We start from the raw sequence: 15231 nt of genomic DNA, 5'->3' as shown, positions 1-15231 counted from the left end.
TGGAGAACGGGCGTCACTGTGTGCCTAGTCCGGCGCGACGTCGACGCGGACCCCGTGGACGATGAGCGAGGCCGGCAGGGAGACTCCGCCCGACGCGGCACCGTCCTCGTCGACGGCCAGGTGGAGGGCCGCCTCACCGAACGCCTCGAGCGGCACCTCCACGGTGCTGAACCCGGGCAGGACGTCGCTGAGCATGGGGACGTGGTCGAAGCCCGAGACCTCGATGTCGCCCGGTGAGCTGATGCCCAGCTCACGCAGGCGCGCGATGACGCCGACGGCCATGGCGTCGCTGCCCGCCGCGATCACGTCGAGGTCGTGGATGTGCTTGCCCAACAGGTCCACAGCGGCGTAGCCGCCGTCACGGGAGAACGCCGCGTGAACCACCCTTTGCTCCGGCACCGCGACGCCCATGGCGGCCAGGCCGGCGAGGAACCCGTGAGCGCGGTCGCGAGCGGTGATCTGGTCGGCCGGGCCGGAGACCACGGCGAACCTTCGATGTCCGTGCCGCACCAGCTCCGCGGCGAGCCTGGCGGCGGGGGTGCGGCTGTCCACGGTGACGGACGGGTAGTCGAGCGCGGAGTCGCCCACCAGGACGATGCGGGCGCCCTGGGCGCGAAGGAGCCTCAGCTCCTCGTCCAGCGCCGCCTCTCTGGAGGGATCGGTCGTGCGGCTCGTCGCGAGCACGACCGCCCGGTGCCGCTCTCCCCTGAAGTGCCGCAGGACCTCGATCTCGCGCTTCGAGTCGTCGCCGGTGGCGCGCACGGCCACCGACATCCCGCGCTTCTCCGCCGCGTGCATCACGCCCGAGATCATCGTCGCGCTGCCGAAGTCGTCGATGTCGCTCACGAGGAGCGCGACGCTGCGTGCACGCCCGCCCTTGATCGCCTGGGCCGCGGTGCTGACGGAGTACCCGAGCGTCGCCGCGGCCTCCTCGACCCGGAGGCGCAGATCCGCACTTCCGGTCTGGGTCCCGCGCACGCCCCCGTTGAGGATCCGCGAGGCGGTCGGCACCGATACGCCGGCCAGCTTCGCGACATCGCCCAAGGTCGCCGGCTTGGCCGGTGACACCTCCCCCATCATTCACCTTCCGACGTGCAGATCCGCCCGTGGCGGACATCGATGTCCACCCTATCCGAGCGGGCCGAGCTCGCTGACAGGCCCGGCGGCGCCACGAGCCGCACGTCAGGGCTCGATGACCTCCTGCCCGATCGGGTGCTCGCCGGCGGGATACTCGACCAGGGCGAGGACCCGGCTCGACATGAAGCGCGCCGTGCGCACCGGCGTGCCTCCGCGGGTCACCTCCGTCACCTCGACGATCCCACGCGTCGTCGTGATCTCCACGCGGCGGCCGTTGCGCGTCGCCTCGATCTCGTACGTGCGGACGTCGCCGCCCGCATCGATGACGACCTCCACGCGATCACCTCGCACGTCATCACGGTAGCGCTCCACACGCCACCGCCGCCGTGCCCGCGCCGACGGCTCGGTGCGCTGGCCCCGGCGCCCGTGCCGTACGCGCTCGGTCGGGCCGGGCGGGTCCCGCACGCGTGGACGGCATCACCTTGGGCACGGCAGGACCAGGGGACTGTGGGATAGCGTTCTCCGTGAGAGTCAGAGGCATCCGGAGCCCGGTCTCGAGCCTCGGAAACGGCCTCGGTGTCGAGGTCGCTCAACCCGAGAATGGCCCGGACACTACAAAGGAGAGACTGTGCACGAGTCCCATGACGACGGCGGGCGCGCCGCCCTGACCAGCTTCGAGCCCGGCGCCGGCCGACTCGCCCCCCGGTCCGTGGCGGCCAGCGACGCCCGAGTGCTCGACCTCGACGGGTCCTGGAGCTTTCGCCTCGCCGGCGGCCTGCGCGACGTGACGCAGGGCATCGCGGAGCCGTCGTTCGACGACAGCGCGTGGGACCGCGTGTCGGTGCCGGGCTGCTGGCAGCTGCAGGGGCTGCGTGACGCGGGCGGCGAGCTCCTGCCCCGCGGCCAGGCTCGCTACGGCGTCCCCGCGTACACCAACGTCATCTATCCCTTCCCCATCGACCCGCCGGCGGTGCCCGACGAGAACCCGACCGGGGAGTACCGCCGCTGGTTCGAGCTCGAGGACCTCGGCTCGTCGTCGTGGACCCTGCGGTTCGAGGGCGTCGACTCGCACGCGACGGTGTGGCTGAACGGGGTGCAGCTGGGGTGGAGCACGGGCAGCCGCCTGGCGACGGAGTTCGACGCGACGCCGGCGCTGCGCGAGGGCCGGAACCTGCTTGCCGTGCGGGTGAGCCAGTGGTCCGCGAGCAGCTACCTCGAGGACCAGGACATGTGGTGGGTCTCGGGGATCTTCCGATCGGTGCGGCTGCTCGAGCGACCCGCCGGCGGCATCGGTGACCACCACGTCATGGCGGACTTCGACCACACGACGGGCGAGGGCGTGCTCCGGGTCGTCACCGACGTGCCCGCGACGGTGGACGTGCCCGAGCTCGGGGTCGAGGGCCTGCCCGCAGGTGAGGAGCTCCGGATCGCCGGAGCCTCGCCGTGGACCGCGGAGACGCCGCGGCTCTACGACGTGGTCATCCGCAGCGAGGGGGAGACGCTCTCCGTCCGGGTGGGCTTCCGCACCGTCCGGGTCGTCGACGGCGTCATCACCGTCAACGGCGCGCCGATCCGCTTCCGCGGCGTCAACCGGCACGAATGGCACCCGGACACGGGCCGCACCCTGAGCGAGGACGTGCTGCGGGCGGACGTGCTGCTCATGAAGCGGCACAACGTCAACGCCGTCCGCACGAGCCACTACCCGCCGGACGCCCGCTTCCTCGACCTCTGTGACGAGCTCGGCCTTTGGGTCATCGACGAGTGCGACCTCGAGACGCACGGCTTCGAGCTCGTGGGCTGGCAGGGCAACCCCAGCGCCGACCCGCGCTGGCGCACGGCATACCTCGACCGCATGGAGCGGACCGTCGAGCGCGACAAGAACCACCCGTCGGTCATCATCTGGTCACTGGGCAACGAGTCGGGCGTCGGCGACAACCTGCGCGCGATGGCGGAGTGGGTGCACGACCGCGACCCGAGCCGGCTCGTGCACTACGAGGGCGACTTCGACAGCTCCTACGTCGACGTCTACAGCCGCATGTACCCCGACCACGCCGAGACCGAGCTCATCGGCCAGGGTGCGGACGCCCGCACGAACGACGCGACCGCCGACGCGCACCGCCGCGGCCTGCCGATGCTGCTCTGCGAGTACGCCCACGCCATGGGCAACGGCCCGGGCGGGCTCACCGAGTACGAGGCGCTCTTCGACCGCTACGAGCGGCTCCACGGCGGGTTCGTCTGGGAGTGGATCGACCACGGCATCCGTCAGGTCGACCGGGAGGGTCGGGAGTTCTTCGCCTACGGCGGGGACTTCGGCGAGCCCGTGCACGACGGCAACTTCATCGCCGACGGGCTCCTCTTCCCGGACCGCACGCCCTCCCCGGGCCTGCTCGAATATGCCGCCGTGATCGCACCCGTGCGCGTGGGCTTCGTCGACGGGGCCGGCGGTCTCACCGTCCGGATCGAGAACCGTCACGACGTCATCGACACAGCGGGTCTTCGCTTCCTCTGGACGGTCGAGCTCGACGGCCGGGCGGAGGAGTCCGGTGAGCTCGACGTGCCGGTCGTGGCCGCACGCGACGTGTCTGAGGCGCTCCTGCCCTCGCCCGCGATACCGCCGCCCGGAAGCCGACGAGTCGTCACCGTCAGGGTCGTCATCGCGCAGCCCACCCCTGCACTGCCCGAGGGTCACGAGATCGCCGTCGGCCAGCACGTCGTCACCGGACCGCCCGTGCCGGCGCGCGTCGGCGCCGCGAGGCCGCAGCGGGACGAGGACGGCTGGCGGATCGACCGTGCGACGTTCGACCACTCAGGAGACCTCACGGCCCTGGGATCCCTGGTGCTGCAGGGGCCGCGGCTCGACGTCTGGCGCGCCCCGACGGACAACGACCGCGGCTGGCTCGGCCACGACCGCGCGTGGCAGGAGCTCGGACTCGATCGGCTCCTCCACCGGGTCGACGAGGTCGACGTCGTCGGGGACGAGCTCGTCGTGTCGTCCACGACACTCGCAGCCGGAACCGACGCCGGCTTCCGGACGACGACGTCCTGGCGGAGCACCGGTGATGCTCTGGCGCTGCGCCTCCGTGTCGTCCCGATCGGGCAGTGGAGCATGCGCGGTCCCCGCAACCCCGACGGCTCGGCGAGCCGGCGCCCGGTCTACGTGCCGCGGATCGGGCTGTGGTTCGGTCTTCCCGCCGGGGTCGCCTCGGTCGACTGGCTCGGTCTCGGCCCGGGGGAGTCCTACCGCGACAGCCGCGACGGCGTACGCGTCGGTGCCTGGCGAGCGAGTGTCACGGAGCTTCAGACGCCGTACCTCAAGCCGCAGGAGAACGGCCTCCGGTCCGAGGTGTGGTCCGCCGCCGTCCGCTGGGACGACGGGACGACCCTCAGGCTGGCCCACGACACGCCCTTCGGCTTCGCGGTCCGTCCCTGGTCGTCCACGGCCCTCGCAGCGGCCGCGCACCCCACCGACCTGCAGCCCGGGGCGACGACGCACCTGACGCTGGACTTCGCGCACCACGGCCTGGGCAGCAACTCCTGCGGGCCGGACGCCACACCGGCTCACCGGCTCCACGCGCACGAGCTCGAACGCGAGATCCGGATCGCCGTCGACGGGGAGGGTCGTTGACGACGCGATCCTGACCCGCGCCGTGAGCCCCTCGTCGGTCGTGGTCGGCGAGGGGCTCACGGCAATGGGTTCGGTGTCACCAGGTGAGTCGGACCAGCCGAGCCGCCGGGACTGGGAGCGCGAGGTCCAGGACGCCGTCGGAGAGCGTCACCTCGGGCACAGTTGTCGGCGCGCTCGCCGGCTCGGGGAACACGACCGTGGCCGCAGTGGCGGCCACCCACCGCGGGTCGAGCGCCAACCGCCACGTCGCCGGCCCTCCACGGCGCCACACGACGAGGTACGCGCCGTCCGCGTCGCGCAGGCCGTAGGCGAGCCAGTCGTCGTGCCAGCCCGGTAGGCCCGCGGGCCAGAACGGGACCATCGACGGGATCCGGTCGCGCAGCCCCCGATAGACGTCGAGAGCCGAGCGGACGAGGGTCCGCTGCCTCTCGGAGAGGGTGTCGATGCGTCCGGCGAGGTGGATCCTGCCGAGCATGCTCGTGCACAGCGAGAACGCCAGGTCCTCGTCGGTCATCGAGCCGTCGACGGACGCCCAGACCCCGCTCTGCTCCGGCGTCAGCGCGGTCGAGGAGCCGGCGACGATCGGCGGCATGAGCCGGTGGTCCTGCTGGTCCGTCAGGGAGAGCAGCGGGAAGGTCGCCGCGCTCGCACCGTCGCCCCGGCTCCCCCCGGCGGCGCAGCCCTCGATGGTCAGCCCGTCGTGCCGTCTCATGACGTCGCGGACCCAGTCGAGGTGGGCGCGAGAGTGCTCGAGCAGGCCGTGCCCCGGCGTCTCCCGGCCGCCGCCGTCGGTGCCCGGTCCGATGTCGATGTTGTAGTCGAGCTTGAGGTAGTCGAGACGGAACCGGCGCACCAGGTCGTCCACGCGACCGTCGAGGTGAGCCCGGGCGGCGGGGTGGCGCAGGTCGAGCTGGTGACGTCCCCACTCGAGCGTGCGGTGCCCGGCCACCGAGAAGAACGCGTCGGGCGGGAGCACGTCGACCAGCGCGCTGCGGCGGCCCACGACCTCGGGCTCCAGCCAGAGTCCGGCGCCCAGGCCGAGTGCGTGCACGCGATCCATGACCGCATCGAGGCCGCCGCCCGGGAACCGGTTGACCGAGGGGCGCCACTCGCCGACGGAGTCCCACCAGCCGCCGTCCTCGTCGTCGTACCACCCGGCGTCCATGCAGTAGACGTCGACGCCGAGGTCCGCAGCCGCCTCGACGAGGGGGAGCACCCGGTGGGTCGTCGGGTCGGACATGAGGCCGTTGAGGAAGTCGTTGAAGACGATCGGCAGCGCGACGTGGTCGGGGTGGGGTAGGGCCGCGCGCCGGCGGTGCCCGGTGAGTGCGGCCCCGATGCCGTCCCACCCGTCCCGCGTGACGCCGAACGACGCGTCCGCCGTGCGGAACGACTCGCCGGGGGAGAGGTCGACCCGCCACTGGTGCTCGTGCCACGTGGGTCCGGAGGCGAGCAGGTAGAGGCCGTCGTGGCGGTCGCCGACCTCCGTGTGCCAGGCGCCGTTGTTCTCCACCTGCCAGAAGAGCTGCTGGCGGCCGTCGTCGAGCACATGCAGGGGCAGGTGCTCCGACGTGGACCACGCGCCGGTGGACGTCGTCGCGACGCGGTTCTTGGTGCCGACCTGACCGTAGCGCGTCATCCGGACGTCGACGAGGCCGAGGTCGCCCAGACTGGTTGCACTCCAACGATATTCGCCGCTCCATGGGTTTGCTGCGCGCCACAGTCGCACGGAGCGGTCCCAGTCGCGTCCGTGGAACAGGCCGCCCAGGGCGAAGGAGGACACGTGCTCGACCGCGACCGGTGCCATGGCGGTCAGCTCGACGTGGGTGCGCACCACTGTGGCGCCGTCGGCGAGCTCGTAGACGACCTCCGCCGCGAGCGTGGCGTCGTCGGAGAGCTCGAGGGTGAGGCGGCGCCCGCCCGGGACGGTCTCGTCGCGCACAGCGCACAGCCGCAGTCGCTGGGCGGCGGCCCCGTCGACGTGCCGCTTGCCGGCGGTGCCGAGCTTGCCGTCGCCCGCGATCGAGACCTCGACGACCGGGACGAGTGAGGCGGTCGCTACGTCCGGGACCGGCTCGTCGGCCAGGGTGATGGCGCGCAGCGCCGGTGGGGCGTCGGGCGCCGTCGTGATGTGCAGCGTCACCATCGCGTTGCCCCACGCGAGGTCTCTCTCGATGCCGGCCGTCGTCGTCGCCATGAACTGCTCCTTCGTTGATGTGTGGGGATATCGTTATCACGGCACAACGGTTCACGACAGCCCATCCACGCTGTGGCTCGCGCGCGCACCCGTCCAAGCGGCACCTCGATGCACGCCGCGCGTGAATCCTATTGAGCCAGAATGAAGCACGCTGGAGCCGAGATCTCAGGCCTGAGAGTTTCTCGGCGAAAGCGGCGCGGGGGTCTTGACATGATGACGCGCGGACGGGAAGGTTTGGGAGAACGTTATCCGCCGTACCGCTGATCACGAAGGAGTGACCGATGCGCACGCACCCCCGCGGCGTCCGATCGACCATCCCCCTGCGCGCCTCTGCCGCGGCAGCTGCCGGGGCCTTGCTGCTCTCGGCCTGCGGGAGCACGCCCCAGCCGTCCACCGGGAGCGGCGCGTCCGCCGCCGGCGGCGGTGGCCCGGTCACCGTGGAGATGTGGGACTGGGACACGACCTCCGTTCCGCACGTCGTCGCCGCCTTCAACGCCAGCCAGCAGGACTACCGCATCAAGCTCGTCACCCCGGCGTCCAACGAGGCCGCCCAGACGAACTTCCAGAACCTCATGGCCTCCGGCGGCCCCGTTCCGTGCGTCGTCAAGGGCTTCACCGGGCTGACGAGCGTCGTGGCCGAGGGCTGGGCGCAGGACATCACCGACATCGTCAAGGCCAAGGAAGCGGCCTTCAGCAGCGGTGCGCGCGCCTCGGCCGAGGTGAACGGGCGCTACTTCGGTCTGCCGTCGGGCGTCGACGCGCAGTTCATGATGGTCAACAAGGCGGTGTACGACAAGGTCGGCGTGCCCGTGCCCAAGACGTGGGAGGAGCTGCTCGCGGTCGCGCCCAAGCTCAAGGCCGCAGGCGTCGACTCACTCAACCTCCCAGGGGAGGACCCGAGCGGCTTCATCAACATGGCCCAGCAGTCGGGCGCAGAGTGGTTCGCGATCGACGGCGATCGCTGGAGGGTCAACCTGCTCGACAAGGGCACGCTCCGGGCGATCGACTTCTACCAGAAGCTCATCGACAACGACTGGGTCTCCAACGAGACCTACAAGGACAGGCCGGCGCTCTACGCCTACTTCGACAGCGGCAAGCTCGCGAACGTCCCGCTCGCCTGGTGGTCGATGGGCGGCTACGCCACGAACTTCAAGCAGTCCAAGGGTGACTGGGCCGCGGTGACCAACCCGACGTGGGCCGACACCCCCGACGCGGGCGTGCCCGGTCGCACCAACCCCTCGTTCGTCCCCAAGGGGTGCGAGCACCCCGAGGCTGCCCTGGCGTACGCCCTCTTCGCTGCCACCCCCGACGGCATCGCGGCGAGCAAGGACCCGGAGTCCGGCGCCATCGCGTTCCCGGCACAGATCGCCGACCCGTCGGCGTACACCGAGGGCATCGTCCCCGACGGCCTCTTCGGAGAGCCGAAGGCGCAGGTCGGAAAGATCGTCGTCGCCTCGCAGCAGAAGGTCATCGGCAAGTTCGAGACCGGACCCGACTACAACGCATGGTTCCCCGAGCTCCAGGACCAGTGGGGCAAGGCCGTGGCGGGCAAGCAGACGCTGCGCCAGGCGCTCGAGAACGTGCAGCAGTTCATCACGAGCGACCTCGACGGCAAGGGCATCAGCTACACCGTCGGATGAGCGCCGACGCGGACCGTGCCCGGCGATCGGGCCCGGTCCGCAGGGCACCCTGCGGCGAGCACCCCTACAGGACGGAGACACGATGTCGACCGAGACGACGCTCGTCTCGAGCCCGGTCACGACGGCGCACCCACCCGAGGGCGGACGTCGTCGCGCCGAAGGGCGACGCCTGAGCTGGCGAGTCATGCGGGACCTCAAGGGCGCGAGCTTCTCGCTCCCCTTCCTGCTCGGCTTCGGCCTCTTCACGTTCGTCCCGCTGGTCCTCGGTATCTCCGAGACCTTCTACACGACCAAGACGTCGGGCCTCGGGCTTGGCGGTGACAAGACGGTGCAGTTCACCGGGCTCGACCAGCTCGCAAAGGCATCCAGCGACGGCACGTTCTGGTCCGGCATGGGTCGGGTGCTCATCTTCGCTGCCGTCATCATCCCGCTGACCCAGGCGACCGGGCTGTCGATGGCGCTGTTGCTCGACGCGATGCGGCGCCGCTGGGCCGGCCGCTACCGCGTGCTGCTCCTCGTGCCGTACATGATCCCCGGCATGGTCGCCACGATGATCTGGCTCTACCTCTACAGCCCGGTCGTCGGCCCCCTGCGGCCGATAGCCGCCCTGCTCGGCCTCGACGTCGACTTCTACTCGTCCGAGATGGTCTGGACGTCGATGGGCAACCTCCTCCTCTGGAACACCGTCGGCTTCAACATGCTCATCCTCTACGGGGCGCTCCAGGGCGTCCCTGGCGAGATCTTCGACGCGGCGCGCGTCGACGGCGCCGGTGACCTGCGCATCGCGTGGTCCATCAAGGTGCCCTACGTCCGCTCCTCGCTCGTGCTGACGACGCTGCTCTCCATCATCGGCACGGTCCAGCTCTTCGCGGAACCGACGCTGTTCAGGGCGGTGCGTCCCGAGGCGATCACGAGGGACTTCACCCCGGCGATGTACATCTTCGACACGGCATTCAAGGTCGGTGACATCAACTACGCGACCGCGCTGTCCATCGTGCTGGCCGTCGTCGTCGGTGTGATGTCAGCCGTCGTCTACCGGTTCTCGAAGGAGGCCACCTGATGAGCGCACAGCTGACGGCTCCGCCCGCGACGGAGGCCTCCGCAGCGGCACTGCCGGCCGGGCGACGACCGGTCCGTCCGCCCGTGGGACCGACGCGGTCCCGACGGGGCGGTGGCGCCGACGAGCCGCCGGGCACCTCGGCGAGCCGGCGCAACCGGGGACTGGTCATGCTCGGCCTCGGTGTCTTCGTCCTCTACTCCGTCGCCCCTGTGTGGTGGCTCGTCGTCGCGGCGACGAAGACCCGCGAGGACCTCTACCGCACGAACGGCCTGTGGTTCGCCGACGTCAACCTCGTGGAGAACCTCCGGCAGCTCTTCACCTACCAGGACGCGGCCTACCCGCGCTGGCTCGCGAACTCCCTGCTCTACTCGGCGGCGAGCTCGGTCGGGCTCACGCTCATCTCACTCGCCGCAGGATACGGGCTCGCGAAGTACACCTATCGCGGGCGCGGGCTCACGATGGGGCTCGTCATCGGCTCGTTCCTCATTCCCGGTGCCCTCCTCACGATCCCGTCCTACTTGCTCTTCGTCCGCATCGGGCTCTTCGACTCGGTCTGGGCGATGATCCTGCCCAGCTGCTTCTCGGCGTTCTCCGTCTACCTCGCCAAGGTCTACGCGGAGGCTGCAGTGCCGAGCGAGCTCATCGAGGCGGCGCGCATCGACGGTGCGGGGGAGTACCGCATCTTCTGGCAGATCGCCCTGCGGCTCATGACGACCGCGGGCGCCACGATCTTCCTGCTGCACTTCGTCGCCCAGTGGAACGCGTTCTTCGGCCCCCTCGTCTTCCTGCGTGACTCGGGCAAGTGGCCGGTGATGCTCGGTCTCTACTCCTGGCTGCAGCGCGGCGTGGACTCGCAGTACGACCTCACCGGCATGGTCATCATCGGCGCTCTGGTCGCGAGCCTCCCCATGGTCCTGCTCATGGTCGCCATGCAGCGCTACTGGCGCTCCGGAGTGTCGCTCGGGAGCCTGAAGTGACGGGCGTGATCCGGCCCGGCACCGTCTTCCGGGACCAGCACGGCGACGTCGCGCAGCTGCACGGCGTGGGCATCCAGCGGTTCGGCGACACGTACTGGGCCTGGGGGGAGGACAAGGCGCGCGGTCAGCTCTTCAGCGGCGTGTCCTGCTACCGGTCCACCGACCTGGCGACGTGGGAGCTCGTCGGCCATGCCCTCGCGGTGGACGAGACGGTGCCCGACCTCCGGCCCGACCGCATCGTCGAGCGGCCCAAGGTCCTGCGCGAGCCCCGCTCCGGCACGTACGTCATGTTCCTGCACATCGACTCCCGTGACTATGCCGATGCCCGACTCGGGTACGCGGTCGCCACGCGTCCCGAGGGCCCGTACGCGTACGTCCGCAGTGAGCGCCCGCTGGGCCACCTCAGCCGCGACATCGGCGTCTTCCAGGACGACGACGGCGCGGGCTACGTCATGTCGGAGGACCGCGAGCACGGGCTGCACGTCTACCGCCTGTCCGACGACTACCTCGGCGTCGCGCGGATCGTCAGCACGACGCTGACGCCGCAGGGCGTGCACGGCTACGAGAGCCCCGCGCTCGTCAAGGTCGACGGGGTCTACCACCTCTTCGGGTCCGACCTCACCGGCTGGTCCACCAACGACAACAAGTACGCCACGGCCACCGACCTCGCGGGACCGTGGAGCCCGTGGCGCGATGTCGCGCCGGCCGGGTCGTCGACCTTCGACTCGCAGACGAGCACCGTCGTCACCGTCGCCGGACGTGAGACGACGTCCTACGTCTATGTCGGTGATCGTTGGCGCAGGGACGACCTCGCGGGGTCGCCCGCGGTCTGGCTGCCGCTCACCATCGCCGATGGACGCGCGGCCCTGTCCTGGCGCGACGAGTGGTCCGTCGACCCCGTCAGCGGGCTCATCACCTGACGCACGCCCCGCGTGCCACGACTGTGTCACAGCGGCTCGACACCGGCGTCGAGCCGCTGCTCGGGGGCCAAGGACGGCGCCCGAACTTCCACAAGGAGGAGACGAATGACCAGGACAGCCGACAGCCCGTCGACACGGTTCGCGGGCAGGCGCGTCAGACGGGCCCTCGCCGCCGTCGCCGGGGCGCTGCTGCTCACCGGCACAGCCGTGCAGGCTCCATGGGCCGGCGCGGCCGGTGCGACCACCGCGCTCGCACCGGCGGCCGCACCGGCGACCGCAGCGGCCGGTGAGACGTGCGCCGTGCAGATCACCGAGCACGTCAGCTCCGCCGGCTTCACGCACCCCGGCGTCGGCCTGACGAAGCCGGTCCTCGAGAACGCCCGCGCCCAGGTGGCGGCGCAGGCCGAGCCGTGGTTCACCTACTACACCTCGATGACGACGTCCTCGGCCGCCTCGCGGACGGCCACGTCGAGCAACCGCAGCTCCTCGAACCCCACTCTGCCGGCGTCGACGGCCTTCAACAGCCAGGGTTTCAACTCGAGGTTCATCGCCGACGGGCTGAAGGCCTACACGCAGGCCCTCATGTGGGTGCTCACGGGCGAGAAGGTCTACCGGCAGAACGCCCTGGCCATCATCCGGATCTGGGAGCAGATGGACCCGAACGGCTACGTCTACTTCACCGACTCCCACATCCACACCGGAATCCCGCTGAACCGCATGGCAACCGCGGCCGAGATCCTGCGCTACAGCTCGTGCGACGACGGCACCGCGCCGTGGACCGACGCCGACACGACGGCATTCACGAACAACCTCGTCACGCCGGTCACCGAGACGTTCCAGCACGCGAACAACTACTTCATGAACCAGCACAACTACCCGCTGCTGGGCGCCATGGCCGGCTACATCTTCACCGACAACCGCGCCCGGTACGACGAGGCGGTCGAGTGGTTCACGGTGAACAAGACCGCCGACGACCAGGGTTTCAACGGATCGGTGAGCCGGCTGTTCCGGTGGGTCGACCGCAACGACAAGACGGGTGAGCCGATCGCCGACCCGCACGTGCAGCACATGGAGATGGGGCGGGACCAGGCCCACGGCGGCGGCGACCTGACCAACTCCGCGATCATCTCGCGCATGCTGCTCGCCCAGGGCACCAAGGTCGACCCGACGACGGGCACCGTCTCGACCCGGAGCGACGCCGTCGGGCCGTACGAGTTCCTCGACGACCGGATCCTCGCGGCCGCGGACTACTTCTGGTCGTTCATGCTCGGCAACGACACCGAGTGGACCCCCGTCGCCTACGCGATCTCGCCGGACGGGACGATCCGCGACACGTACAACCACATCTCCGGGTCGTACCGCGGTCGCTACAACACCACGAACTTCTGGGACCTCTTCTACTACTACACCTACGTCCGACACGAGGACCTCTCGAAGAAGGCACCCCACTTCTACGAGGCGTTCACGAAGCGTCAGCCGCAGAGCTTCTACTACGGCGGCTCGCCGAACAACAACTGGGACAACGTCGACGGCGGCGGCGACTTCTGGCTCTACGTCCCCGAGGCGGCGCAGGCGGAGGGAGCGCGCTACCTGCCACCGGCGCAGACGGACCCGAACGTGCAGCAGATCGAGCAGCGCTACCACGAGCTCGCCGGGACGGTGAGCACCCTGACAGAGGGACAGACCTCCTTCGTGCGCCTCGGGGCCACCACCACCGGCTCGAAGATCGCCTTCCTCAACGGTCTGAACAGCCGCAAGGTCATCGGCTTCCGAGTCCGCACCGACGGCCCCGCCGTGCTCACCCTCGCACCCGGCGTCAGCCAGCCGCTCGTGCTGCCCGACACCGGGGGCGAATGGCGCTACGTGACCGTGCAGCTGGGTGAGGCGGACGGGATCGGCGACCTCCTGTTCATCACTGCGAAGGGGGCGGGCGCCGGCGTCGACCTCGACGCCATGAACCTCGCCGCCGGAACCCAGCTGACGCCGCCCGTCTTCCGCTCGGGCACGACGCAGATGCGGACGATCGCCGTCGCCGGGGCTCTGCGGACGGTGGACCTGTCCGCCACGGACACCGACCCGGCGGCACACCTGGCCTACGGTGCGGCCGCCCTGCCGGCCGGTGCCGCCCTCGACGCCGCGACCGGGCAGCTCACGTGGCGGCCCTCCGCGACCGGATCGGCCACCGCCACCGTCTGGGTCTCCGACGGCACCACCGTCGCGGCGAAGCGCCTCGTGCTCGAGGCGGTCAGGGACCGCAAGTCCGCCGTCGCCGCCGCGTCCCACGGCTTCGACCCGAAGGTCTACTACGTCGCCGCGACCCGCGACGCGTTCGAGAAGGCCCGGGCCGACGCGCTCAAGGCGGCTTCCCGGGCCACGGACGCGGCGTTCCAGGACGCCCTCGACGCACTGCTCGTGGCCACGGCGGGACTCGAGCGGCTCACGCCGACCAGCCCGGTCGACGGGTCGTTCGACTACCCGGCCACCGTCGCGTCCTCGACGATGGGCACCAAGGTCTTCAGCATGGTCGACGGCGACGACCAGACCGGCACGTCCTACGGCCAGGCGGTCAACCTGTCGCACACGCTCGACTTCGGTCCGGACTTCCGGGTCTCGGCGCGGAAGTTCGGCTTCCAGAGCAACATCTTCGCCGACCGCCTCGCGAACTCGGCCGTCTTCGGCTCCAACGACAAGCGCACCTGGACGCGGCTCACCCCGGGGGTCACGGCATACACGCAGGACTACAACACGCTCGACGTGGCCGACGATCTCGTGGACGACCAGTTCCGCTTCATCAAGGTCCAGCTGCTCAAGCCGCAGCCCGACGTGCTGTACGGCATCGTGCGGAACCTCTTCGAGATCAACGAGTTCCACATCTTCGGCGAGCGCCATGAGGTCGACAACCTGCTGGAGTCGGTGAGTCTCGGGTCCGACGCCGCCATCGCGAGCAAGATCTCGCTCGGGGACACGGCGCGGGTGACGGTGACGGCCCGCGAACCGATCCAGAACGTACGTGTCGCGATCCAGGGAGTGGCGGCCACCGTGCGCTCGACCGACGGGGTGCACTGGACGGCGGATGCCGTGATGCGGGACGTCCCCGTGGGCGAGGTGAGCTTCTCCGTCGACTACGACAGCGCCGACGGCACACCTGGCCCGACGGCATACGTGCCGAGCGACGGGTCCCGGCTGTTCGTGGCCGGCGACGCGGCCCGGCGCATCGACGTCGCGTCGCAGGCGACGGTCACGGCGTCAGCGCCACAGTGGCCGGGCACCGGACTCGGCGCAGACGAGGTGGGCGACCTCCTCTTCGACCGCGACGGCACGACCTTCGGAGACCTCACCACGGGGGCGGGCTCGTACTACGTCGTCGACCTCGGCGCAGGCCGGAGTCTCGATCTCGACGAGGTGGTGCTGCTGCCCCGCCCTGGCTTCGCGTCGCGGCTCAACGGGATGGTGGTGCAGGGCTCGAACGACGGCACGACGTGGGCCGACCTCACGGCGCCGGTGGCCGGGGCCTCGGAGGGGACGTGGTACGACGTCCCGGCGAGCGCCATGCTGCGCGACGGCTCGTTCCGCTACCTGCGCCTCGTCAACCAGTCGTCGTGGAACGGCAATGTCGCCGAGGTCGAGCTGTACGGCGCTCTGACGTCGAGCACGACCACGTCGGGGGCGTCCGCCACGTCATGAGGACACTCCCGCCTCGGTGAGGGCGGACAGTTGGCGGGGTTCGAGTCCCCG

The 15231-nt window shown here is 70.6% G+C and carries 9 protein-coding genes; 6 read left to right on the top strand and 3 right to left on the bottom strand.

Going from position 1 to position 15231, the window contains the following annotated elements; all coding sequences use genetic code 11:
- Window positions 1-24: 24 nt before the first annotated feature.
- Window positions 25-1068 carry a LacI family DNA-binding transcriptional regulator gene (locus ACFQU3_RS23980; protein WP_385914561.1) on the bottom strand — a complete coding sequence of 348 codons (1044 nt, stop codon included), beginning with the start codon at window positions 1066-1068 and terminating at the stop codon, window positions 25-27.
- A gap of 114 nt (window positions 1069-1182) precedes the next feature.
- On the bottom strand, window positions 1183-1428 hold the full coding sequence (locus ACFQU3_RS23975; RefSeq protein WP_385914558.1) for a hypothetical protein: 246 nt from the start codon (window positions 1426-1428) through the stop codon (window positions 1183-1185).
- A gap of 277 nt (window positions 1429-1705) precedes the next feature.
- On the opposite strand from ACFQU3_RS23975, the gene ACFQU3_RS23970 reads away from it, so the two are divergent.
- Window positions 1706-4702, top strand: coding sequence for a glycoside hydrolase family 2 TIM barrel-domain containing protein (locus ACFQU3_RS23970; RefSeq protein ID WP_385914555.1), 2997 nt, complete (start codon window positions 1706-1708; stop codon window positions 4700-4702).
- A 76-nt stretch (window positions 4703-4778) separates the two neighbouring features.
- On the opposite strand, the gene ACFQU3_RS23965 is transcribed toward ACFQU3_RS23970, so the two are convergent.
- Entirely contained in the window at window positions 4779-6899 is a 2121-nt protein-coding gene (locus ACFQU3_RS23965; RefSeq protein WP_385914553.1) for a glycoside hydrolase family 36 protein, read from the bottom strand.
- Window positions 6900-7180: 281 nt separating this feature from the next.
- Between ACFQU3_RS23965 and ACFQU3_RS23960 the strand changes: the two genes are divergently transcribed.
- From ACFQU3_RS23960 to ACFQU3_RS23940, 5 genes are all read left to right on the top strand, one after another.
- Entirely contained in the window at window positions 7181-8539 is a 1359-nt protein-coding gene (locus ACFQU3_RS23960; protein ID WP_385914551.1) for an ABC transporter substrate-binding protein, read from the top strand.
- Between the two features lie 82 nt (window positions 8540-8621).
- A complete protein-coding gene (locus ACFQU3_RS23955) occupies window positions 8622-9599 on the top strand; it encodes a carbohydrate ABC transporter permease (RefSeq protein WP_385914548.1) in 978 nt (325 codons plus the stop codon).
- On the top strand, window positions 9599-10576 hold the full coding sequence (locus ACFQU3_RS23950; RefSeq protein WP_385914545.1) for a carbohydrate ABC transporter permease: 978 nt from the start codon (window positions 9599-9601) through the stop codon (window positions 10574-10576). Before ACFQU3_RS23955 ends, ACFQU3_RS23950 begins: the two co-directional genes overlap by 1 nt.
- Complete coding sequence (locus ACFQU3_RS23945; RefSeq protein ID WP_385914542.1) at window positions 10573-11496, top strand: family 43 glycosylhydrolase; 924 nt, start codon at window positions 10573-10575, stop codon at window positions 11494-11496. The genes ACFQU3_RS23950 and ACFQU3_RS23945 overlap by 4 nt, the downstream gene beginning before the upstream one ends.
- Before the next feature lie 105 nt (window positions 11497-11601).
- Window positions 11602-15180 (top strand): putative Ig domain-containing protein, encoded by a 3579-nt coding sequence (locus ACFQU3_RS23940; RefSeq protein WP_385914540.1) that lies wholly within the window; start codon window positions 11602-11604, stop codon window positions 15178-15180.
- Window positions 15181-15231 lie beyond the last annotated feature (51 nt).

The sequence above is a fragment of the Terrabacter sp. GCM10028922 genome, from assembly GCF_042666095.1.
Taxonomy (GTDB): Bacteria; Actinomycetota; Actinomycetes; order Actinomycetales; family Dermatophilaceae; genus Terrabacter.
The sequence above is the reverse complement of the archived record's forward strand: the minus strand, read 5'-3'. Positions and strand labels throughout refer to the sequence as shown.